The following is a 21,042-nucleotide window of genomic DNA, read 5'->3' on the forward strand; positions in this document are numbered from 1 at the left end:
TTTTTTGGGCCGAAAAGTTAAAGGACTAATCTACCGTTACCTCCTTAAGCACTTCTAAATTATCCAGGACTTTTCCCGACCCGAGAACCACAGTGGACAGGGGGTCATCCACAACAGTAATTGGCAAGGAAGTCTCTTCTCTAAGCAACTGGTCTAACCCTTTAAGCAAAGCTCCGCCACCCGTAAGAACTATTCCCCGGTCAACAATATCCGCCGCCAATTCCGGAGGAGTCTGCTCCAGAGCAATCCGTACTCCCTGAACAATACTATCTACCTGTTCAGCAATAGCCTTGCGGATCTCTTCTGAGGTTATGGTGATATTCTGAGGAATGCCTGAGACTAGATCTCTACCTTTTACCTCCATCTCAAGCTCCTGTTCCAAAGGATATGCGGAGCCAATAGTAGTCTTGATCAATTCTGCAGTACTCTCACCAATTAGCATATTGTACTTTCTTTTGACATGATGGCGGATGGCATCGTCCATTTTATCTCCACCTACCCGAACAGAACGACTATACACTATCCCGGAAAGAGAAATTACAGCGACCTCGGTTGTACCTCCACCAATATCCACGACCATGTTTGAAGTAGGCTCCGTAATAGGTAAATTGGCTCCTATGGCCGCAGCCATGGGCTCCTCAATGAGGTATACTTCTCTTGCCCCAGCGCTCTGGGCTGATTCTTTAACTGCTCTTTTTTCTACCTGGGTTATTCCGGACGGAACACAGATAATAATCCTGGGCCTCACAAGGCGCCTGCTATTATGCACTTTTGAAATAAAGTGCCTGAGCATGGCTTCTGTAACTTCAAAGTCAGCAATCACTCCATCTTTCATGGGCCTGATTGCGGTGATATTTCCGGGTGTGCGGCCCAGCATCCTTTTGGCCTCTTGACCTACGGCCAAAACCTTGTTCACTCCTTTATGATCTTTTTTTACCGCAACTACCGATGGCTCTCTTAATACTATACCTTTGCCTTTAACATACACGCAGGTGTTGGCAGTCCCAAGATCTATGGCCAGATCATTGGAAAAGGCCCCAAAAATTTTATCTAAAATCCTAGGCATATATCTCCTCTTTTTGGGATTTAGATTTTAACGTATTCATAAAAAATAGCCCCTAGACTACGGGTCTTAAATTCACAGATCCCAGTGTCTCTCAAAATTGAAGAACATCAAATCACAGGCTACCAAACTTCAGAAATCTGTTCAACACTCAGCGCCAAAAAACTAAGCATCAAGCCTTTATTCTCATGAAGTAATGAAGTAAATTGCGAAAATCCCTTGTCGTTGCGCTTTAACCTTTTCTGGTCACGCTAGCAAGATAATTTAAAAGCGGCTCCACGGTCGAGTTTGACGAACTTGAGCCTATACCCTAACATCCACTCTGTCTATTACTTATACCTCTTAGCCCTTGCCTGGAGCCATGAACCGATATTACAGCTTATCAACTTACCTGCGCACTCGTTTTGGGGAACGCGTCCAAAAAATACCTTTAGATGCGGGATTTTCCTGTCCCAACCGAGACGGTACAATTTCCAGAAACGGATGTATTTTTTGCAACCCAAACGGGTCTGGTACCGGACTAGGCTCCAAGGGCTTAAGCTTGAAAGAACAATACTTATTTTGGCAAGAAAAATTTTCAAAAAAATATAAGGCCAAACTATTTCTGGCATATCTTCAATCATATACTAACACTTACGGCCCGTTAAAAAAAATTGAAGAGATACTTGAACAGCTAAAAAATCTACCGGGATTAGTCGGTTTATGTCTCGGCACCAGGCCTGATTGCCTGGACAATGATAAGTTAAACCTTTTAGCTTCTTACCCCTTCCAGGAAATCTGGTTAGATCTGGGCCTGCAAAGCTCCAATAATCGCACCTTAGAGCTTATCAACCGGGGACATAAAGCCGAGGACTTTACCAGGGCCGCCACCCTTGCCCATAAAATGGGCATCAAAACTTGCGCCCATATCATTGCTGGCCTACCCCGAGAAACCCTGGAAGATTTTCTGGAAACCATTGATTTTTTAAACAAGCTGCCCATATCAGGCATCAAAATTCATAACCTCTATATTTGTAAGGATACCCCTCTGGCAAAACTCTGGCGCACAGGTGTTTACAAACCGCTAACCATGGACGAGTATATTCTCTGGCTAGAACGAGCTCTTTTTTCGCTCAGACCAGATATAGTCATCCACCGTTTAAACGGCGACCCAGCTCCTAACGAACTCTTAGCTCCGGACTGGGCCAGTCAAAAACATGTTATTTTGAAAAAAATCAAGCAGAGTTTGGTCGATAAAAATCTATGGCAAGGCAAATCCTCGCACCCCGACACCATTCCCCCCTGGTTTGAAGGAAGTCGGGAAGATGGGAAGTTGGGAAGTTAAGAGGTTAAGAAGTTGAAAAGTTGAGTAAGTACATGGAGCATGAAGTTTTTGGCAATTCTTTTTTTATCCTTAAGGTAAGCTGGAAAGAAGGACAGATTTATTCCACCAGCATAACCAGGACTGGAAAAAATATAGCAAACACCCCTTCATGTTCTTATTACCATCCTTATTCTAAAATTATCGCCCAAAACATCGCCAATTATGAAACGCAAAAATCTGTAATATGGCCTGAGGCCCCTCTTTTTTGGGAGAGAGTTTCGCCATTTTCCAAAGTAGTTCTATCGACCCTGCTGACACGGGTAGGTTTTGGTCAAGTAGTTACTTATAGTCAACTGGCCCAAATGTGCGGTAAGCCCAAGGCCATCAGAGCGGTTGGGCAAGTTATGGCGCATAACCCCTGGCCTCTACTTGTCCCCTGCCATAGAGTCATTGCCCAAAAAAGCTTGGGAGGCTTTGGGCCGGGTCTTGAACTAAAAAAAACGATCTTGCACCTGGAAGGCGTAATCTAAAATTCACCCATCCAACTACGCTTTCTCCCAACATAACCGCTTGACTAAGTCCTTTTTTGAGTTTAATTTGTGAATTTACTTTTTTGGAAGGAGCGAAAAAAATGAAGAGAACTTATCAACCAAGCAAGACTAGAAGAAAAAGAACTCACGGATTTTTGGTCCGCATGAGGACAAAAAACGGACGCAAAGTGATTAACAGAAGAAGGGCAAAGGGTAGGAAAAGATTAGCCGTCTAACTTTTCCCAAAAAATTCAGGATCACTAAACGGCCCCTGTATCTTGCATGCTATTCCAGGGGCCGTCGTTATTTTACACCACATTTTATTCTCTTTGTTCTTCCCCAGGATTTGGGGCATTGGCGGCTCGGTATTGCGGTCAGCAAAAAAATTGGCTCCGCAGTGAAAAGAAATCGCCTTAAAAGACTGATTAAAGAATTCTTTCGCCTACATCAAAATGAAATAAACTTGAGTGCTGATATTGTTGTTGTGCCAAAAAAAACAAAAGATTTGGACAAGTTGGATCTACACAAAGTCGAACACGAACTCGCTGCAGTAATTAATATCATAGAAAAAAAACATAATCCGTGATTCGAAATTCGTGGCTTCTTTTATTCGAGTCCAAATTTGTTTGCCTTTTTTATAAATCACGAATTAGGATCACGAGTCATAAAAATATGCGTACATTCCTTGTTTCTTGCATCTCGCTTTATCAAAAGTTTATTTCTCCCCTCTATCATCCATGTTGCCGTTACTATCCTACTTGTTCAAATTATGCCCGGGAAGCAATAACGCGTCACGGGATTTGTAAAGGTTTGATCCTCTCCCTTTTGCGTATTTTAAAATGTAACCCTTTATTCTCAGGGGGCATTGACCCTGTCCCTGATAAACTGACAATTTTTAGGAGCAATAAAGCCGATGGATAATAAAAGAGTACTCGCTGCTGTTATCTTGTCACTAGCTGTTTTGGTTCTCTGGAACTGGCTTTTCCCACCTGTTCCCCCAAAGCAGAACTCAGTCAACCAGACTCAGATCCAGAATGCAACGCCCCAAGAGACTAAAAAAACCGAACCAAGCAGTTCATCCGCTGTCGTGTCTGATTCTCCCCTCGTATTTAATCCGGCCAGGGGGCAAAAAATAACCGTTGAGACCCCCTTGTACAAAGCAGTGTTCAATTCACAAGGTGGAATTTTAGAACATTTTATCCTCAAGAAATATAAACAGAGCATAAAGCCAGATGCCCCGAATATCGACTTGATCACACCGGAAGCCTTACCCAAAGGCCCACTGGGTATTGTGTGGGACAAAATACCAACTTGGATTAAAGCTGAGTGGTCAACTAGTGGTAATGATGTGATCCTTAGCTCCGGGCAAACCCATACACTGACCTTTGTGGGCAGGCTGGGAAATCTTGAATTCCACCGACAGTTAAATTTTTATGCAGACTCTTATCAGATAAAAGAAACCTTGCAGGTACTAAACCTGGCGTCTAGTCTTGTCCCGGGAGAACTCTCTTTTATCATATCCAGCCCAAGCCTTAGTAAAGAAGGGGATCGTTACAACCCAACCCGCATAGCCTATTTTAATGAAGATGGCTTATATGAAGAAAGCGATAAAGATGACTTGAAACTTGGTCTTAAAGTCGATCCACCTGTCAAGTGGGGGGCTATTACCAGCAACTATTTTCTCCTGAGTCTAATTCCTGGCGATACAGACATGACCTTCAAGACCAAACTGGAAAAAAACATCTATCGTCTGGCCTTAAGCCAGAAGATCCAGGTTGCGGGTAATATGCAGTCGCAAATTTCTTGTACCTATTACCTTGGTCCCAAAGATGATAAATATTTAAGTAAGGCCCCGGCTGACCTTCAAGCAGCCGTTCATTACGGCTGGTTTGACATTATTGCAAAACCTTTAATCAAGGTTCTAAATTTCTTTTATAACTATACGGGCAACTACGGTTTGGCCATCATTATTCTGACCATCATCATCAAAATCCTATTCTGGCCCCTATCGCAAAAAAGTTATCAATCAATGAACCAGATGAAAAAGCTGCAACCCATGATGGCCAAAATCCGGGAGAAATATAAAGATGATCGACAAAAAATGAATGAAGAGTTAATGCGGTTGTATAAAACTTATAAAGTCAATCCCGCAGGCGGCTGCTTGCCCATGGTCATTCAAATTCCTGTATTTTTTGCTCTGTATCAAGCTCTGCTTGGGGCAATTGAACTTCGCCACGCGCCGTTTATCTATCATCTGCCTTTTACAGACATAGTCTGGCTGGCAGACCTGTCAGCGAAAGATCCTTTTTACATTACCCCCTTGATTATGGGCGCAACTATGTTTATCCAACAAAAAATGACGCCTGCTCCAGGGGATCCAACCCAGGCCAAAATCATGCTCTTTATGCCAATAATATTTACTTTCTTGTTCATGAATTTTCCATCTGGGCTGGTGATCTACTGGCTGGTAAATAACATTCTCTCCATCGCCCAACAATGGTGGATGCTCAAAAAATCTTAATTCAAGAAAGATTAACAACGCCCGGTTCATTTAATTTAACCTTGGCTCAAACTAAAGAGAGTGTGGAGTTTAAAGTCAAAAATCTAGAGTTTAGGGTAACGAGTGTCGAGTATAAAAACAAAAAATAACAGCATAGCCAGGCACGCTCTAAAAAGAAGTCAATGCCACACAACCCAAAACTCGTAACTCGTAACTCTTTTTAACAAAAAATTAAGATAAACAATAGCTACCAGGAAAAGCTCTTAATCCAAAAAAAACTTAAATTAACTCTACACTCTAAACAGCAAACTAAATAAAGTTTGAGCACAATTCCCAACCTTGACTTGTGGGCAATGGAGAGAAAAGCATGGAAACTTAGGTTGGGAGACCACCTCGATAATTAAACCTGCTCTTTGAAAATATGTATAACCGGGCCAATACACTTGACTGAAGGAGTTAGCATGGACGAATTCGTGGAATTCTCAGGTAAGAATGTGGACGAGGCCATAGCTAAGGCTTGTGAACACTTTCAAACTGATCGCGACCAACTGGAAATCGAAATTATTACTGGTGGCTCATCCGGGATATTTGGATTGGTGGGGGTAAAAAAAGCCAAGATAAAAGCAAAAAAAAGAAACAACTTGCGTGAACTTGAACAGTTAATTGAAGACATCATAACAAACCTGACCAGGCCTCTGACCCCCAATCCGGAAATATCTGTTGATATGCAATCTGAACCTATCACGGTCACTATTAAAGATAAGGAAAACTCCGGGTTAATCATTGGTCGCGACGGACAGACAATTACCGCCCTGCAGTACATTGCCAACAGAATCATTGCCAAAAAATGGCCAGGAGCTTCACGTATCCAATTGGACACCGGAGATTACCGGCAAAAACAAAATGAAAAATTGAAAAAAACGGCTATCTATCTGGCCCAACGGGCCAAAAGGGCGGGCAAGACCATGAGCACACAGCCTTTGAGTTCTTACCATCGCAGATTGATTCACTTGGCATTACAGGATGACCATAGTGTTCAGACCAAGAGTAAAGGTGAAGGGCCGATGAAAAGGGTCCTTATTATGCCCAGGAAGAGACGAAAAAGAACCTTTAAATCCAAAGAATCACGCTACTAAACGCGTTTACAAAAGGCGGAGAATTTTTCTCCGCCTTTTGTTTGTGGTTTATTGGTTTACCGATTAAAAGACCAACCACACAACCAATAAACTACTCAACAACTCAACCAAGATATGTATCAACCAGATAAAAATGACACTATTGTAGCTATTGCTACTCCCCTGGGGCCTGGCGGAGTAGGCATTGTACGTTTAAGCGGAAAAGAAAGTTTAAAGCTGGCGTTACAGCTTTTTACTTCCGCTAAAAGTGATTTCCAGGGGGTTAAACCTTATCGCCTGCATCATGGCTGGATCAAGGACTACAAAGGCAGAACTTTGGACGAGGTGCTTTTAACTTACATGCCCGGACCAGGTTCCTATACCGGCGAAGATGTAGTGGAGTTCAACTGTCATGGTGGGCCGGCTATTTTACAGTCCTTAGTGGAAACCCTGGTCAGCCTGGGGGCTAGACCTGCTGAGCCAGGAGAATTTACTTATCGAGCCTTTTTAAACGGCCGTTTGGATTTAACCCAGGCTGAAGCTGTAGCCGAAATGATTACAGCACCCACCAGGGCCTCAATTTCCATGGCCCAGGCCAAGTTAAAGGGGCTGCTCAAACAAAAAATAACAGAGCTACGATTAAAACTGGAAAATTTACGTCAGGACCTGTGCGTGGCCGTTGATTTTCCGGAAGAAGACCTGGAATGTCTGCCAAGAGAGCAACTGGTACAAAAAGTAAAAGATTGTATTCAGGAAATTAACGAATTAATCGACAACTATAAACAAGAACACATCTGGCAGGACGGCGCACTAGTTGTTCTGGCCGGTCGCGTCAACGCCGGCAAATCCAGCCTGCTCAATGCCCTGTTGGGGCGAGAACGTGCTATTGTCACAGATATACCCGGAACAACAAGAGATTATCTCGAAGAAACCATAAATTTGCAGGGCTTGCCTGTACGTCTGGTGGACACGGCAGGACTACGCAGGACAAACAATATTGTTGAAAAAGAGGGTTTTTTACGGGGCCAGGAATTAATCAGTAAGGCTGACCTGTGCCTGGTGGTTATTGACTCTCAACTTGGTATAAGCCACGAAGACAGAAATATTCTAAGAAATCTAGCAGCTGACAAAGTGATCCTAGTGGCTAACAAAATGGACTTAATTGAAACTGAGCCTGACTGGACCAATGAGTTTAAAGAAAAAAATCTTGACCTACTTTTTATTTCTGCCAAGTACGGCCAAGGCCTTAAAGAGCTAACAACACTTATCCGAAAAAAAATCATCGGCCATAAAAAAGAACCGGAACCAGGCAGACTTGTTCCTAATTTGCGTCAAAAAAACAGCCTGGAAAAAGCGAGAGACGAGTTGAGTGTCCTGGCAGAGGAAGCGAAAAAAGAAATACCCTATGACCTGCTCGGCACTCGTCTTGATTATGCATGTACACTCCTGGCCGAAATTACAGGAGAGATTACCCCTGATGACGTCCTGAACAGAATTTTTGAAAACTTCTGTATAGGAAAATAACGTAATTTAATTTAGATTGATGCTTGTGCACGCGTTATCTTATTTTTGATGTATCTGTAAAATTCCAATTATACCTTTTTAACTTTAATAATGAACACTATCTGGCTTAATGTTGGTGAAGCATCGGCTGATATTTATGGGTCTTTACTGATTCGGGAGTTACTCTCCAAAGACCCTCGGTTAAATATAATCGGCATGGGCGGGCCATCAATGCGCGAAGCTGGCCTAAAGGCAATAATTAAGGCCGAAGACCTGTCAGTCATGGGTCTAACCGAGGTGGTGGGAGCCCTGCCTAAAATTTTGGGATTTTTAAAAAAAATAAAAAGAGAACTGGAGAGACAACGGCCAAAGGTCCTGGTTCTTTTTGATGCCCCTGACTTCAATTTTCGCCTGGCCAAAATGGCTAAAAAATTGGGGATTCCTGTCATCTATTATATTGCCCCCCAGGTCTGGGCCTGGCGTAAAAACCGAATCAAATTCCTTAAACGCTTTGTGGATCGCATTCTTTGTATTTTCCCCTTTGAACAGAGTTTTTTTGCCCAGCACGGCATAAAAACTGTTTATATCGGTCACCCCCTTCTTCAGGTAATGGACCTGAAAAAACTAAATCAAATTACACCTGACCCCAATAAAATAGTCATCCTGCCCGGAAGCAGAGTTAAGGAAATAAAAGCTCTCTTGCCTGTATTTGCTGACAGTTGCCAGATTTTAAAACAAAAAAAACCAGAGCTTACATTTTCCATTGTAAAGGCCCCGCACATCAACATGGACTTGCTCCGGACCTATTGGCCCAAATCTCTTCCTGTGACCATCCACCCGCCTAAAGAACGCCACCGGGTCATTGCACAGTCTTGTCTTGCCCTGGCAGCTTCTGGCACTGTTACCCTGGAATGCGCCCTGTTAAAAGTACCCACCATTGCGGCCTACAAACTGTCCTGGTTAAGTTATCTCGTGGGTCGACTATTGGTTGATGTCCCTTTTATCAGTATGCCCAATCTCATTTTAAACCAGAAAATTTTTCCTGAATATATTCAGGACCAGGCCAATCCGGATAAAATAGCAGCTAAGGCACTCTCCTGGCAGGAAGATGACACCCAAAGACAAAAGATCAGATCCGGGTTAACCAAGATACAACAGATTCTTGGCCAAAACCAAGCTACCCAGGTGGCAGCCAGAGCCGTGATGGAGTATGTATAATTGGGGGATAAGGATTAAGAGGTAAGGGGTAAAAAGGAGTTAGGAAGGAAAGATTATGAGAAAAATCAATTATGGCATCATTGGTGTCGGGCATCTTGGTAATTTCCACGCCCAACTTGCCAAAAAAATAGACCAAATCAACCTGGTCGGCGTTTATGATATCGATTTAAAAAAAGCTCAGGAAGTTGCTGACACTTGCCAGACAAAAGTCTTTTCTTCCTTAGAAGAATTATTGACCCAGGTCGAGGCTGTGAGCATTGTCGTTCCGACAATTCATCACTACCAGACAGCACTAAAGGCCTTGGAATACAATTGTCACCTCTTTATTGAAAAGCCCATAACTTCAACAATAGACCAGGCCCGGGAGCTTATATCCCTTTCCCAAAAAAAGAAACGCAAACTTCAGGTGGGTCATATCGAACGATTTAATCCAGCCATCCTGGCCATCAAAGACTACCCTTTACAACCTATGTTTATTGAATCCCATCGCCTTAGCCAATTTAACCCCAGGGGGACAGATGTAAGTGTTATCCTGGACCTGATGATTCACGACATCGACATTATTTTGCATATTGTCAAAAGCCCTTTGACCTCCATCGACGCCTGTGGTGTTGCTGTGGTCTCCGACTCAGAAGACATAGCCAATGTCCGCTTGAAATTTGCCAATGGGTGCGTGGCCAACCTCACCAGCAGTCGCATCTCAGTCAAGGCCATGCGCAAAATGCGTATCTTTCAAAAAAATCACTACATCTCCATTGATTTTTTAAAGAAAAAATCGGAAATTTTTAAGCTGGAAGACTGCGACTTAAAACCTGGTGAAGCAGGTTTTTCCATGCTCGTAGACACCATTGGAGTTGGTGAAAAGAAAAAAAATATTATCTATCAACAACCGAAAGTTCCAGAGGTAAATTCACTCCAGGCCGAGCTTGAAGAGTTTGCCCGGACAATCTTGCTGGACAAAGAACCTCCAGTCACTGGCGAACAGGGACTTCAAGCCCTGGAAGTAGCCACAACTATTTTACACCAAATCCAGCACCCCAAGAAATTTAATGCCTTTAATTGAAAACAATATTGTCCGAAAAATACTCTTGACAAAACTCTAAAACCATGACAAATATTTTCTTCTGTTGATGCGGGGTGGAGCAGCATGGTAGCTCGTCGGGCTCATAACCCGAAGGTCGTAGGTTCAAATCCTGCCCCCGCTACCAAAAAAAAATACAAAAAGGGCTTAGCCAACCTCGGCTAAGCCCTTTTTTATTTTCTCAACCTTACATAATGGCACTTGCTGGAGAGAGATAAACTCGGATAATTTTTCCAAAAAAAAGCCCCCAAGGAGTAGTCTCCTCGAGGGCAGAATTATACTCAAAAGTGGTGGGCCACCAAGGAATCGAACCTTGAACCTCCGGATTAAGAGTCCGCTGCTCTGCCAATTGAGCTAGTGGCCCATTTGTCAAGCACTTGACTTGCTCAACGGTTGGCATAGATAGACCTCTCCTTTTTTTTTGTCAAGAAAAATTATATGTAAAAACGGATACATCAAACTCGACCGTAAAATATCAACATTCCGGTAAGTTTTAATTTATGAAAACAATAGTCAAACTTTTTATTTTTTTTATCATCATCCCTTTCTTTTCTGTCCCTTCTGCCTATGGACAGAGTTATCCCCTGGATACCAAGTGGGAAGTGTATACCCTCGATGATACCGGGACTGATTTTCAAGCTCTGGCCATTTTATGGCTTATCCCCAAAGAAGGATGGCACACTTACGCCCACACTCCAACTTCTCTTGGCCAACCCACAACTGTTACGGCAACACTTTCTCCCGCTGCTGCCGCTAACGACCGACTCCAGCTTCCGGTCTTTTACCCTCCTGGTCAAAAACAGAAAGATATTTTTGACCCCGAAATAGAAGTCCGGGTCTATGAGGGGCCAACGCCTATTTTTATACCTTTGCCGGCCATTCCAGGACAAGACCAGACCATTTCTGCTCACATTCGTCTTCTTTTGTGTTCCGCTAAGAGCTGCTATCCTGTTGATACGAATCTTGAACTAAAGTTCACTGCGCAAATTCTAAACAAACTTAAACCAGCCCAAAATCAACCCTGGTGGGTTCAATGGCTAAAATCCATCTCACAATCTTCCAACATCCAACATTCAACATTCAACATTCAACATTATAATTTCTCACCACTCTCATTTACCCCGGGGCTGGAAGTAACCAATTTGAGCAGGGCCGCTTTACTGGCCATGTTAGCCGGGCTAATTTTAAATTTCATGCCCTGTGTCCTGCCCGTTATCAGTCTAAAACTTCGGGGGATGTTGCCCAGGGAAACGGAAGGCAAAAGCTTAAGGCAAAAAAAAAGAGCTTTTAGAATCCACAATTTCTTCTTTGCCCTTGGTATGCTCCTTTATTTCTCAGCTCTGGCCCTGATTATCTCTTTAACGGGCATGGCCTGGGGACAAATTTTTCAAGATAGCAAGGTCGTCTTGGTCTTGAGCCTGCTTGTTTTCGCGTTATCCTTAAGTCTATTTGAAGTTTATGATCTGCCAATTATAGACCTCAAACACAAGAGTACCGCAATCAAACACCCGCATACGGAGGCCTTATTTACAGGCATACTGGCTACACTCCTGGCCACTCCGTGCAGCGGACCGTTTCTAGGCGGAGTACTGGCCTGGACCCTAACCCAGCCTCAGGATATCATCGCGCTGGTCCTCTTTTGTATCGGCCTGGGAATGGCCAGTCCGTACCTGATTATGGCCCTTTTTCCGGGACTGATTCGCATCTTTCCGAAGCCCGGACCCTGGACCCTTTACCTGGAAAAAATCCTGGGCTTTTTGCTTTTGGCGACCTGCATTTACCTAATCAGTCTTTTGCCTGACAGCCTTGTACTTCGCGCCTTGGTCATGTTTTGGGTAATCGGCTTCGGGGCCTGGATGTGGGGAAAATGGACAAACTTAAACCAGAGCAGGCTGAAGAGATGGTCCATTCGCCTCCTGGCCATTGGACTGATCTTTTCCGCTGGTTTCTTTTTATTTATAGAGCCCAAAAGCCCAGAACCATGGGAAAATTTTGAGAGTCAAAAATTTACTCGCCTTCTTGGACAGGAAAATTTTATTTTAGACTTTACTGCTGATTGGTGCTCAAATTGTAAATTTCTGGAAAAGACAGTACTTACGCCCGGTTTTTTAAATGACCTCAAAGTAAAGCATGGTCTGCGATTGATACGCGTTGACTTAACCCGTGCCAATCCGTCCGGCCAAAATCTGCTTAAAGCCCTGGGTAGTCATAGCATCCCTACTCTGGCCATTTTTTCTAAGGAAAACCCTCAAAGCCCGCTAATCATCCGTGATCTTTTTACTAGAAGCCAACTGGAAAAGGCCATTAAGCAGGCGCTAGCAAATGCAGCCTCAAAGCCATAAAAGCTGATGGGTCTCTGGCAAAACCCATTTTGACCACCAGATTGAAAATCCTGGTTTCTGAAATACATTACAAACGGCTTGGGCAACCCATCTCAGGGAAGCTTGCGAAAAAACAGAGCATCGGGTGACAAAGATAGATGCCTGGTGCTACTTGCCATAACTATCTATAATTTAAATTGAACGTTTTTTTTGCACTTCAAACTTTGAGATTGCTTCGCTACACTTTGTTCCACTCGCAATGACAGGAGCGAGATTGTCATTGCGAGGGCAGCGAAGCTGTCCGTGGCAATCTCACCCATTGAGCGAAAATCGCTCAACTAAGGTATAATTAAAAGAATATTCATTTATCCTAAATGCCCCATTATGCTCTGCCCGCAAGCAAACTATAGATGGATCCAGGCATTTGCACCAGCTTGAAAGAAATCAGGATTAAAAAAACTATGAAGAATTGTCCTCTGAGTAAGGTTCACAGACTCTGATATCTGGGAATTTAATTCCCAGATATCATGTGATAACATTAAAATATAATTAAACGAGACATTTATTATGAACTAATCTTCACCAGCACATATTACGCATATACGTTTCCACGCATACACGCATTCAAACCAGCACCGGATTATATTCCTGGCCCGTTAAACACCTGCCTCCATTTGCGGTAACTAAAAAGGTATTTTCCACGCCTACCATTCCTATGCCAGGCAAACCGATTTTAGGCTCCAGGGCCAGGACCATATTTTCTTCCAGAGGCTCATCAAATCCTTTGGCAATAACCGGATATTCATCAATGGCCAGGCCAATTCCATGCCCGACAAACTTAACTTTATTTTCTCCCAGGGCCATAAAACCATCGCCAAACCTGCTCTTTTCAGCCATGGCAAAAACCTGTTCGTACAATTCAGACGGCACTGCCCCCGGCTTTAAATTCTCCGCCAAAAATGCCTGCACCTCTACACAAAACTTATGAGCGTCCACCACTTTTGAGGCTGGCTTCCAATTTTCAGAGAAATACACTTGCGTCTTATCTGTTTGATACCCTTCCAGACAAAAACCCACATCTACCACTAAGGGCTCGTTTTCCTGCCAGGTTTTACCGGCATAACCCATGTGGGAAATAGCAGGATGCTGACCCCTTAAGCCAACGGGGCCATTAAACACGCTTGGATAATTGGCACTATCACCAGCAGCAACGTGACCCAAAAATATCTCTTCCCCGAAGTTCTGCATGCGCATCATGCCATGATGGCCGAGGCCAAAAAAGATTTCCCAAACTTTTATGGCTATTTCCCTTTCATTCATTCCCGGCCTTATTTTCTGAGGCAAAAGCTGGTAAAGGGCCTGGTTGTGTCTTTGCCCTGCCAGGTCCATCTTTCTTATTTCCCATTCTGTTTTCAGAGCCCTGGTCCTGGCAATAAGCTGATCAATAGCCACAAAATCGCGCTGAACAACTCTTTTTTGCAAACTATCTGCCAGTGCCCAGGAAATACCCGTCTTTTCTACACCTATAACCTTCGGTAAAGACTGGCCAAAATCACGCAGAATACCCTCTACCTGGCCATAAGACTTAAACGGAACAATATTTTTGAGAGGAGACTCAAGTTTGGCCCGCTGTAGTCCCCGCCGGCACATAAGTATGGGCTCGCCCTCAAAAGGAATGAAGAGCAGGCCATTTCCCCAGGTACCGGTAAAATAATAGATGTTTATGCGGGAAAAAATAAATACGCCCTGACATTCAGGGCACTCCTCTTTCCACAGCCCGCGCAACCTCTTTAAGCGGCGGGCAATTTCCTTTTCTTCCATTTTCTCAAGTGGGTCAAACAACCTTATCCTCCTTATTTACAATAAAGTATAATCCATCTTCCGCCTTCTCGGCTCAAAACCGGCACTTGAAATAAGCTTACGCAAATCTTCTTCAGGCAATCTGAAATGTACCCCTGTAGCAGCCACGACATTTTCTTCGATCATCGTTGAACCAAAATCATTAGCTCCCCAAAAAAGAGCAAGCTGCCCCACTTTTGGGCCCTGGGTGACCCAGGAAGCCTGAATATTGGGGATATTATCCAAAAAAATTCGGCTAAGAGCCAAAAATTTTAAATATTCAACCGATGAAACTTCAAATGTGGAAATTTTTGTATTTCTCGGTTGAAAGGTCCAGGGAATAAATGCGGTAAATCCTCCGGTCCTGTCCTGCAACTCTCGAATCTTTTCCAGGTGCTCAAGGCGCTCATCCAGTGTCTCGATATGGCCGAACATCATGGTAGCCGTTGTTTTTAAACCAAGTTTATGCGCTTCTTCCATAACTTTAAGCCACTGGCTGGCAGAGTATTTATTGGGTGAAACCTCTTTTCTCACTCTATCCACAAGAATTTCTGCCCCGCCTCCGGGAATAGAATCTAGTCCTGCCTCCTTGAGTTCGGCTATAATTCCGGCTATGGGCACCCCTTCTTTCTCGGCCAGAAAAATAATCTCCGGCGGAGAAAACCCATGCACAGCTACCTGAGGAAAGTTGGTCTTTAAAAAGGCGAGCAAAGATTTATAGTAATCAAGGCCCAGATCAGGATTCATTCCGCCTTGCAGGAGGATCTGATAACCTCCTAAGTTTACAGTTTCCCGTACCTTTTGAGCCAATTGTTCAAAGCTTAGTACATACCCGTCCCTATGCCCGGGTGGACGATAAAAGGCGCAAAATTTACACTCGGAAACGCAGATATTGGTATAATTTATATTGCGGTCTACAATATATGTGACTATCATCTCTGGATGAAGTTTTAGACGAACGGAATGAGCCATTTGGCCCAAATGAAAAAAATCCATTTCTTGCCAGAGCGTTCTGGCTTCTGACACACTTATTCTTTGCATTTGACACTCCGTACTTCTCGCTTTTTGCGAGGATTAAATCCATTTTTTATATATTACGGCTCAATATTTTTCACTGGCTATCAATACAAAAGAGGTTCGACTAAATGTTAACTATCGTAGATCACCAAGAAGTGAAAAAAACTTTAAGCCAGGTCAAGACAATAGCCATAATCGGGGCTAAAGACAAATCTGGCCAACCGGTAAACGATGTAGGACGCTATTTAATTCAAGCTGGTTTTACTGTCTATCCGGTACACCCAAAAAGGCAAAATGTATGGGGGCTCCCTACCTATACCAGTATCCTGGACATCCCTGACCAAATTGATTTGGTCAACGTTTTTCGCGCCCCGAAATTTTGCCCTGACCATGCACGGGAGGTTTTACAACTCAAAAAACTTCCATTAATCTTCTGGCTACAACTGGGCATCCTCTCTGAAGAAAGCCGAAAGATTCTACAAGATAAACCCGTCTTGTTTATCCAGGACAAATGCCTGATGGTCGAGCATAAGCGACTCTTTGGCGACAGGTAAAGTGAGGCCAATTGGTGAATTTGGTATGATTGCTTAAACTCGAAAATCAAAAAAATTAAACTTACAACAAGGTCAACAACATGTCAGAAAAACTCGCCTTTACCTGCCAAATGTGCGGGCAATGTTGTCAGGGCCAAGGTGGCATTGTGGTAACGAACGAAGAACAGCAAGTCATTGCCAGTTTTTTAAACCAGACTTTGGCAGACTTTAGAGAGATATATATTTACACCAAAGCAGGCAAAGACTTTATTCGCACCAATGATCAACAATTTTGCATCTTTTTTAAAAAGAGTTCCGGATGTTTGATTCATCCGGTCAAACCCAAAGTATGTCAGGCATGGCCTTTTTTCAGAGGCAATTTGGTTGACAAGACTAGCTGGGAAATGGCTAAAGAGTATTGTCCAGGGTTATGCCGTGATGTCAGTTTTGAAGAATTCGTCCATCAAGGCCTTGCTTATCTACAAAAAAACGGCCTCATATCTAAAAAAGACCACCGGGAGGCCAATGCCCTGAAGGTCCAGGATGTTCAACAAAAACTATAAACTCATAGAGGTTTAATCCTTCTATTAACACCGCCTTTGCGGGACTAGCCTTGAGAGCCTAATTCCAAATTTTAAACATGAATACGAGTAAGTACTATGAAATTCTTGGCCTGAGACCAGGAGCAAGCCTAGCGGAGCTCAAAAAAGCTTACCGCGCCCTGGCCTTTAAGTATCACCCTGACCTCAATAAAAATGACCCCAGGGCTGGACAAAAATTTCAGCAGATAAATACTGCTTACGTCATTTTAAGGCAAAGTCTTGAATCTTCAGCAGGCAGGAGCCAGGATTTTACTAATCCTAAACCTGAAAAAAATACACAAAAAACATCCTCAACAAAAAAAAATCAATCCCAGGCAAAACATACGCGCGATAAATCCCACCGCCAAAAATTTTACGCCCGCCAGGAGGAGATTTTAAAAGAGATCTTAAATGATCCTTTTGCCAGACAGGTTTTTGAAGATATTTTTCAAAAAATAAAAAAGCGAGCTTCTGATGCCCCGGTACTCAAACAAAGAAGATTTAAAATTGAGTGGGGAAAATTTAACTTGGACCTGGATCTATCCCAGGGGCCAATCAAAGCAATTAAACAATGGCTGCGCAGGCAATTGGATGACGAACAAATCGTTTACCTACCGGCCCGCAAAATGCTCCCGGGCTCCAATTTACGCATTCAGGTTCAACATAAATGGTCTGGCCCGGCCAAAACCGTGAAGGTAACCTTGCCCCTGGATTTTACAGTTGGCCGACCTATCCGTCTTAAAGGACTCGGCCGGAAAATCGGCCCATGGAAAGGAGACCTCTATCTGCGCTTTTTGGTCAAATAACGTGTAGATGTGAGGATGAGTGAAACGGAATTTTTAGATGAGTTCCCTTATACGTCTTAATAAATTTCTGGCTCGGGCAGGAGTTTGCTCTCGAAGAAAAGCTGACGAACTCATTGCCCGGGGCCAAGTGCAGATCAACGGTCAGGTTACTACGGAGCTGGGGCAAAAAATTGATCCGGCGAGGGATAAAGTGATAGTTGCGGGCAAAATCATCTCACCTGACCAAGTACTAAATAAAAAATTTACCTATGTCCTGATGAACAAACCTATTCAGGTGGTCACAACTTTAAAAGATCCCCAAGGCCGAAAAACTATCGTTTCTCTTCTGCCTCGTAGCCTGCAAAAGCAAAGGCTCTTCCCCGTTGGCCGTCTGGACTATTATTCCCAGGGACTCATTATTTTAACTGACGATGGCGAACTGACTTTACGCATGACTCATCCCAGATGGGAACATCCCAAAACTTATGAGGTCCTGGTCCGGGGCAAAATCACAGCGCATAAACTGGATACTATGTCCAAGGGTATGGTTTTAAGGGAAGGAGAAAAATTGGCCCCGGTTAAAGTAAAAATCATCTGGCAAAAACCTGAGCTTGCTCTTCTGCGAATGACCCTTATCCAGGGCGTAAACAGACAGATCAGACGCATGTGCCGGGACCTTGACCTGACCGTATTAAAACTTGAACGCACCCACCAAGGCCCTGTTAGCCTGGGTTCATTAAAACCAGGCCAGTGGCGATACTTACACCCCAAAGAAATCAAGGCCTTGCGTAAAAGTGTGGGGCTTCTTTCTTGAGACGCACAACCATGCGTCTTTGCTAATCAAAATTACGAACAATAACCTGTTCCCTGCGCAAGGGACACCAGCCAGGTGCATCCCCGGTTTCAATAACCCTGTATTTTGGGGTGGCGACACTGCACTTAGGTTTTTCCCCTGGGATAATTGTGCAAAACGGACATTCACTGCATTTTTTGACCACAATAATCATCGCTGACCTCTTTTATTAGTTAAGCAGTTTTTGGTTAAATGATTTACCATGCATACGCAGCCATTCAACCTTTCAACCACTTAACAGAAATAACCACGTCTAACCCAAATCATTCCTGAGTATTATCCTGTATTTGCACTCCCTTGGGAGGATTAAACTTAAACAAGCTATCCTCTAACAAAGGATTTGGCTCAAGGTTTTTAAGTCTTACTTCATTGCCATTGCCAAAAAAATCCACCAGCAAGACTTTTTTTAAAAGAAAACTCTCCTGGTCCACCCAGATATAGGCTAAGACCAGATTTGGTTCCGGATTTTTAGGTATGAGCTTGAGCTTGAACAACTCCTGGTCCAGTCCCTGGTTTTCTACTATAAAATCCTCTTTGAGATTTGCCTGCCCGGAAATAAACCGGATCATGGTTTTAGAAGATAAAACTGTTTGCACAGGGTATTTATAAGCAATCTCTTCTTCGACAAAATAGTTCCAAACTATGTCCTGCCCTACAATCAACAGCTCTGCTTCTGGCCTGCTCGTTTCCCAACGAATTAACCTGGGTTTTTTAAAATAAATTTTCCCGTAACGCTGCTCCTGTTCTTTAGTGGCGGCATTGGTCAAAATTTGCTCGAATTCAGCTTGAAATGCTTTCAGACTTTCGTACTGCTCCTGTACCTTACCGACAATATCCTGGGCCCAGACAGCGGAAGAAAAAAAAACAAAAAAAATAACCGCCACTCGTAAAAACATATCTACTCCTTTACCTGTGAAACATGAAGGTCAAAACGTGAAGAAAGGACTCGGGGCTTTACACTCACACAAACTTCTATTTACCGAACAAACAGACTTTCTTCAATACCCATTAAATCAGCGAGCAGACCTTAAAAAGATAGCCATAAATAACGGAAATCAACTTTCGAAGTTGGCTAACTCACTACAATTTCAACACTTTTGGAGAGCGCATTTTTGGAAATGCATTACAAACAGCTTGGAAAACACATCCTGGCGAAGCTTACGGAAAAACAGAGCATCAGGGTGACAAAGATAGATACCTGGTGCTACTTGCCATAACTATTTATAATTTAAATTGAGCGATTTTTTTGCAGTTCAAACTTTGAGATTGCTTCGCTACACTTTGTTCCACTCGCAATGACAAGAGCGAGTTCGTCATTGCGAGGGCAGCGAAGCTGTCCGTGGCAATCTCACCCATTGACTGGAAATCGCTCAACTAAGGTATAATTATAAGAATACTCATTTACCCAAAATATCCCATTATGCTCTCTCCGCAAGCAAGCCTTTTACCCCGTTAAATCCAGCGAAGCTGCGCTGGCTTTGCCAGTATTCAACCGGGGTAGATGTGTCCAAGTCTTTGTTAGCACCTTCAGAACATGTACTCGTAAATTGACTCCGACGGACACTAGACTTGTGCCCTTCTCATTTTTTGGGCAAAGTCAGGCTGAGAAGAATAATACAATTTATTTTAAAGACAATTTAAGGGGGCAAAATGGCGAGTAAAGTTTTTTTCTGGAACCTAAGAACATCACGAAAAATGCCCTATGAATTGAAATTAAAAAAATTACTCAAGTCCTTAGGGATTGGACAAATACTGGAACCCGGTCAATTGGTGGCCCTGAAAATACATTTTGGGGAAAAGGGAACAACCGGGTTTATTTCTCCACTCTGGATCAGGCCCATTATTGAGTTCTTAAAAAAAGTCGGGGTCAAGCCTTTTTTGACCGATACCAACACCCTGTATGTCGGCGAAAGAGGAGAATCTGTGTCTCATTTGCTACAGGCAGCCAGACATGGATTTGATCCAAATCTTTTGGGCGCACCAATTATTATTGCCGATGGCTTAAAAAGCAACAACGAACGCTGTATAGAATTTAAGGGCACCCATTTTAACCGTTTTTACCTGGCTGGTGACATTGTAGATGCAGATTATCTAATCTTTTTAAGCCATTTTAAAGGTCACGAACTGGCAGGTTTTGGTGGGGCTTTGAAAAATGTTGCTATGGGGTGCGCCACAAGACAGGGTAAAATGCAGCAACATTGTGGGTTTGGCCCCAAGATTATTGCCAAGCTTTGTCAAGGATGCGCGGCCTGTGTCGAGGTCTGTAAGCCAAAAGCTCTCCAATTGGTAGAAGGGAAAGTAACCCTTGACCCTGAAAACTGTGTGGGTTGTGCTGCCTGTCTTCTGGCCTGTAAGACTAAAGCGCTCACTGTTAACTGGAAGGTGGATATTAAAATTTTTCTCGAAAGAATGATAGAATATGCAGCAGCGGTTTTGCTCTCGCGCAAGCAGCCGAGTCTGCATATTAACTTTGTTCTTCGAGTCAGCCCTGATTGTGACTGTGTTGGTTTTACAGATGCCCCTATCTGCCCCGATCTTGGTATACTTGGGTCTTATGACCCCGTGGCCCTTGACCAGGCATGCCTGGATCTAGTCAATGCATCCCCTCCTTTACATCCAAGTTGCCTGCCTGGAGACATAAAATCCGGAGAGGATAAGTTCAGGGCTATTCATCCGCATGTCCGGGGTGACTATGCCCTGGAATATGCGCAAAAATTGGGTCTTGGAAGCCGAGACTATGAGTTGGTGAAAGTGTGAGGAGCTGTCCAACTCTTTGTTCACATTGGGGAAAAGCCTTCGA

General features: G+C 43.5%; 21 protein-coding genes and 2 tRNA genes. 17 read left to right on the forward strand and 6 right to left on the reverse strand.

The window, feature by feature from the left end:
• Nucleotides 1–25: 25 nt before the first annotated feature.
• Nucleotides 26–1,066 (reverse strand): rod shape-determining protein, encoded by a 1,041-nt coding sequence (locus tag KFV02_RS05030; RefSeq protein WP_289510082.1) that lies wholly within the window; start codon nt 1,064–1,066, stop codon nt 26–28.
• A gap of 358 nt (nt 1,067–1,424) precedes the next feature.
• Here KFV02_RS05030 and mnmL point away from each other — a divergent pair, with 358 nt between their 5' ends.
• The 11 genes from mnmL (at nt 1,425) to KFV02_RS05085 (ending at nt 10,440) form a co-directional block, all read left to right on the forward strand.
• Entirely contained in the window at nt 1,425–2,387 is a 963-nt protein-coding gene (mnmL, locus tag KFV02_RS05035; RefSeq protein WP_252380446.1) for a tRNA modification radical SAM protein MnmL/YtqA, read from the forward strand.
• Between the two features lie 20 nt (nt 2,388–2,407).
• Nucleotides 2,408–2,896 carry a methylated-DNA--[protein]-cysteine S-methyltransferase gene (locus tag KFV02_RS05040; protein ID WP_252380447.1) on the forward strand — a complete coding sequence of 163 codons (489 nt, stop codon included), beginning with the start codon at nt 2,408–2,410 and terminating at the stop codon, nt 2,894–2,896.
• A gap of 101 nt (nt 2,897–2,997) precedes the next feature.
• Nucleotides 2,998–3,132 (forward strand): 50S ribosomal protein L34, encoded by a 135-nt coding sequence (gene rpmH / locus KFV02_RS05045; protein WP_252380448.1) that lies wholly within the window; start codon nt 2,998–3,000, stop codon nt 3,130–3,132.
• Nucleotides 3,120–3,482, forward strand: coding sequence for a ribonuclease P protein component (gene rnpA, locus KFV02_RS05050; RefSeq protein ID WP_353617294.1), 363 nt, complete (start codon nt 3,120–3,122; stop codon nt 3,480–3,482). The genes rpmH and rnpA overlap by 13 nt, the downstream gene beginning before the upstream one ends.
• 86 nt (nt 3,483–3,568) lie before the next feature.
• Complete coding sequence (yidD, locus tag KFV02_RS05055; RefSeq protein ID WP_252380449.1) at nt 3,569–3,817, forward strand: membrane protein insertion efficiency factor YidD; 249 nt, start codon at nt 3,569–3,571, stop codon at nt 3,815–3,817.
• Complete coding sequence (gene yidC / locus KFV02_RS05060; protein WP_252380450.1) at nt 3,810–5,417, forward strand: membrane protein insertase YidC; 1,608 nt, start codon at nt 3,810–3,812, stop codon at nt 5,415–5,417. Before yidD ends, yidC begins: the two co-directional genes overlap by 8 nt.
• Before the next feature lie 440 nt (nt 5,418–5,857).
• Nucleotides 5,858–6,532 carry an RNA-binding cell elongation regulator Jag/EloR gene (gene jag / locus KFV02_RS05065; RefSeq protein ID WP_252380451.1) on the forward strand — a complete coding sequence of 225 codons (675 nt, stop codon included), beginning with the start codon at nt 5,858–5,860 and terminating at the stop codon, nt 6,530–6,532.
• Nucleotides 6,533–6,646: 114 nt separating this feature from the next.
• Nucleotides 6,647–8,035 carry a tRNA uridine-5-carboxymethylaminomethyl(34) synthesis GTPase MnmE gene (gene mnmE, locus KFV02_RS05070; RefSeq protein WP_252380452.1) on the forward strand — a complete coding sequence of 463 codons (1,389 nt, stop codon included), beginning with the start codon at nt 6,647–6,649 and terminating at the stop codon, nt 8,033–8,035.
• 90 nt (nt 8,036–8,125) lie between these two features.
• On the forward strand, nt 8,126–9,232 hold the full coding sequence (lpxB, locus tag KFV02_RS05075) for a lipid-A-disaccharide synthase (RefSeq protein WP_252380453.1): 1,107 nt from the start codon (nt 8,126–8,128) through the stop codon (nt 9,230–9,232).
• Nucleotides 9,233–9,287: 55 nt separating this feature from the next.
• Nucleotides 9,288–10,295, forward strand: coding sequence for a Gfo/Idh/MocA family protein (locus KFV02_RS05080; protein ID WP_252380454.1), 1,008 nt, complete (start codon nt 9,288–9,290; stop codon nt 10,293–10,295).
• Nucleotides 10,296–10,363: 68 nt separating this feature from the next.
• Nucleotides 10,364–10,440, forward strand: a tRNA-Met gene (locus KFV02_RS05085).
• A gap of 161 nt (nt 10,441–10,601) precedes the next feature.
• Here the strand turns inward: KFV02_RS05085 and KFV02_RS05090 are convergent.
• Nucleotides 10,602–10,677, reverse strand: a tRNA-Lys gene (locus KFV02_RS05090).
• 136 nt (nt 10,678–10,813) lie between these two features.
• Here KFV02_RS05090 and KFV02_RS05095 point away from each other — a divergent pair.
• Complete coding sequence (locus KFV02_RS05095) at nt 10,814–12,655, forward strand: protein-disulfide reductase DsbD family protein (RefSeq protein WP_252380455.1); 1,842 nt, start codon at nt 10,814–10,816, stop codon at nt 12,653–12,655.
• Between the two features lie 603 nt (nt 12,656–13,258).
• Here the strand turns inward: KFV02_RS05095 and KFV02_RS05100 are convergent.
• The gene (locus KFV02_RS05100; RefSeq protein ID WP_252380456.1) at nt 13,259–14,476 is read right to left on the reverse strand and encodes a M24 family metallopeptidase; all 1,218 of its coding nucleotides are present in this window, start codon (nt 14,474–14,476) and stop codon (nt 13,259–13,261) included.
• Nucleotides 14,477–14,491: 15 nt separating this feature from the next.
• The gene (mqnC, locus tag KFV02_RS05105; RefSeq protein ID WP_252380457.1) at nt 14,492–15,514 is read right to left on the reverse strand and encodes a cyclic dehypoxanthinyl futalosine synthase; all 1,023 of its coding nucleotides are present in this window, start codon (nt 15,512–15,514) and stop codon (nt 14,492–14,494) included.
• 104 nt (nt 15,515–15,618) lie between these two features.
• Here mqnC and KFV02_RS05110 point away from each other — a divergent pair, with 104 nt between their 5' ends.
• The 4 genes from KFV02_RS05110 (at nt 15,619) to KFV02_RS05125 (ending at nt 18,203) form a co-directional block, all read left to right on the forward strand.
• Nucleotides 15,619–16,044 carry a CoA-binding protein gene (locus tag KFV02_RS05110; protein ID WP_252380458.1) on the forward strand — a complete coding sequence of 142 codons (426 nt, stop codon included), beginning with the start codon at nt 15,619–15,621 and terminating at the stop codon, nt 16,042–16,044.
• Between the two features lie 80 nt (nt 16,045–16,124).
• Complete coding sequence (locus tag KFV02_RS05115) at nt 16,125–16,586, forward strand: YkgJ family cysteine cluster protein (RefSeq protein ID WP_252380459.1); 462 nt, start codon at nt 16,125–16,127, stop codon at nt 16,584–16,586.
• 77 nt (nt 16,587–16,663) lie between these two features.
• The gene (locus KFV02_RS05120) at nt 16,664–17,410 is read left to right on the forward strand and encodes a J domain-containing protein (RefSeq protein ID WP_252380460.1); all 747 of its coding nucleotides are present in this window, start codon (nt 16,664–16,666) and stop codon (nt 17,408–17,410) included.
• Between the two features lie 37 nt (nt 17,411–17,447).
• On the forward strand, nt 17,448–18,203 hold the full coding sequence (locus KFV02_RS05125; protein WP_252380461.1) for a pseudouridine synthase: 756 nt from the start codon (nt 17,448–17,450) through the stop codon (nt 18,201–18,203).
• Between the two features lie 22 nt (nt 18,204–18,225).
• Here KFV02_RS05125 and KFV02_RS05130 read toward each other — a convergent pair whose 3' ends face one another.
• Nucleotides 18,226–18,396: a hypothetical protein gene (locus tag KFV02_RS05130; protein WP_252380462.1), complete on the reverse strand. Its 171-nt coding sequence runs from the start codon at nt 18,394–18,396 to the stop codon at nt 18,226–18,228.
• A gap of 109 nt (nt 18,397–18,505) precedes the next feature.
• Nucleotides 18,506–19,138, reverse strand: a complete 633-nt coding sequence (gene lolA / locus KFV02_RS05135; protein ID WP_252380463.1) for an outer membrane lipoprotein periplasmic chaperone LolA — start codon at nt 19,136–19,138, stop codon at nt 18,506–18,508.
• A gap of 754 nt (nt 19,139–19,892) precedes the next feature.
• Here lolA and KFV02_RS05140 point away from each other — a divergent pair.
• Nucleotides 19,893–20,999 (forward strand): DUF362 domain-containing protein, encoded by a 1,107-nt coding sequence (locus KFV02_RS05140; RefSeq protein WP_252380464.1) that lies wholly within the window; start codon nt 19,893–19,895, stop codon nt 20,997–20,999.
• Nucleotides 21,000–21,042: the final 43 nt, after the last annotated feature.

The sequence above is a fragment of the Desulfovulcanus ferrireducens genome, from assembly GCF_018704065.1.
In the GTDB taxonomy this organism is placed as follows: domain Bacteria; phylum Desulfobacterota; class Desulfovibrionia; order Desulfovibrionales; family Desulfonatronovibrionaceae; genus Desulfovulcanus; species Desulfovulcanus ferrireducens.

What these genes read in the sequence shown, in the direction of transcription:
- mnmE (WP_252380452.1), top strand. Translation starts at nt 6,647, where the DNA reads ATGTATCAACCAGATAAAAATGACACTATTGTAGCTATTGCTACTCCC.
- yidD (WP_252380449.1), top strand. Translation starts at nt 3,569, where the DNA reads ATGCGTACATTCCTTGTTTCTTGCATCTCGCTTTATCAAAAGTTTATT.
- KFV02_RS05120 (WP_252380460.1), top strand. Translation starts at nt 16,664, where the DNA reads ATGAATACGAGTAAGTACTATGAAATTCTTGGCCTGAGACCAGGAGCA.
- rpmH (WP_252380448.1), top strand. Translation starts at nt 2,998, where the DNA reads ATGAAGAGAACTTATCAACCAAGCAAGACTAGAAGAAAAAGAACTCAC.
- KFV02_RS05125 (WP_252380461.1), top strand. Translation starts at nt 17,448, where the DNA reads ATGAGTTCCCTTATACGTCTTAATAAATTTCTGGCTCGGGCAGGAGTT.
- KFV02_RS05140 (WP_252380464.1), top strand. Translation starts at nt 19,893, where the DNA reads ATGGCGAGTAAAGTTTTTTTCTGGAACCTAAGAACATCACGAAAAATG.
- KFV02_RS05030 (WP_289510082.1), bottom strand. Translation starts at nt 1,066, where the DNA reads ATGCCTAGGATTTTAGATAAAATTTTTGGGGCCTTTTCCAATGATCTG.
- yidC (WP_252380450.1), top strand. Translation starts at nt 3,810, where the DNA reads ATGGATAATAAAAGAGTACTCGCTGCTGTTATCTTGTCACTAGCTGTT.
- lolA (WP_252380463.1), bottom strand. Translation starts at nt 19,138, where the DNA reads ATGTTTTTACGAGTGGCGGTTATTTTTTTTGTTTTTTTTTCTTCCGCT.
- KFV02_RS05110 (WP_252380458.1), top strand. Translation starts at nt 15,619, where the DNA reads ATGTTAACTATCGTAGATCACCAAGAAGTGAAAAAAACTTTAAGCCAG.
- KFV02_RS05115 (WP_252380459.1), top strand. Translation starts at nt 16,125, where the DNA reads ATGTCAGAAAAACTCGCCTTTACCTGCCAAATGTGCGGGCAATGTTGT.
- KFV02_RS05130 (WP_252380462.1), bottom strand. Translation starts at nt 18,396, where the DNA reads ATGATTATTGTGGTCAAAAAATGCAGTGAATGTCCGTTTTGCACAATT.
- jag (WP_252380451.1), top strand. Translation starts at nt 5,858, where the DNA reads ATGGACGAATTCGTGGAATTCTCAGGTAAGAATGTGGACGAGGCCATA.
- mqnC (WP_252380457.1), bottom strand. Translation starts at nt 15,514, where the DNA reads ATGCAAAGAATAAGTGTGTCAGAAGCCAGAACGCTCTGGCAAGAAATG.
- KFV02_RS05080 (WP_252380454.1), top strand. Translation starts at nt 9,288, where the DNA reads ATGAGAAAAATCAATTATGGCATCATTGGTGTCGGGCATCTTGGTAAT.
- lpxB (WP_252380453.1), top strand. Translation starts at nt 8,126, where the DNA reads ATGAACACTATCTGGCTTAATGTTGGTGAAGCATCGGCTGATATTTAT.
- mnmL (WP_252380446.1), top strand. Translation starts at nt 1,425, where the DNA reads ATGAACCGATATTACAGCTTATCAACTTACCTGCGCACTCGTTTTGGG.
- KFV02_RS05095 (WP_252380455.1), top strand. Translation starts at nt 10,814, where the DNA reads ATGAAAACAATAGTCAAACTTTTTATTTTTTTTATCATCATCCCTTTC.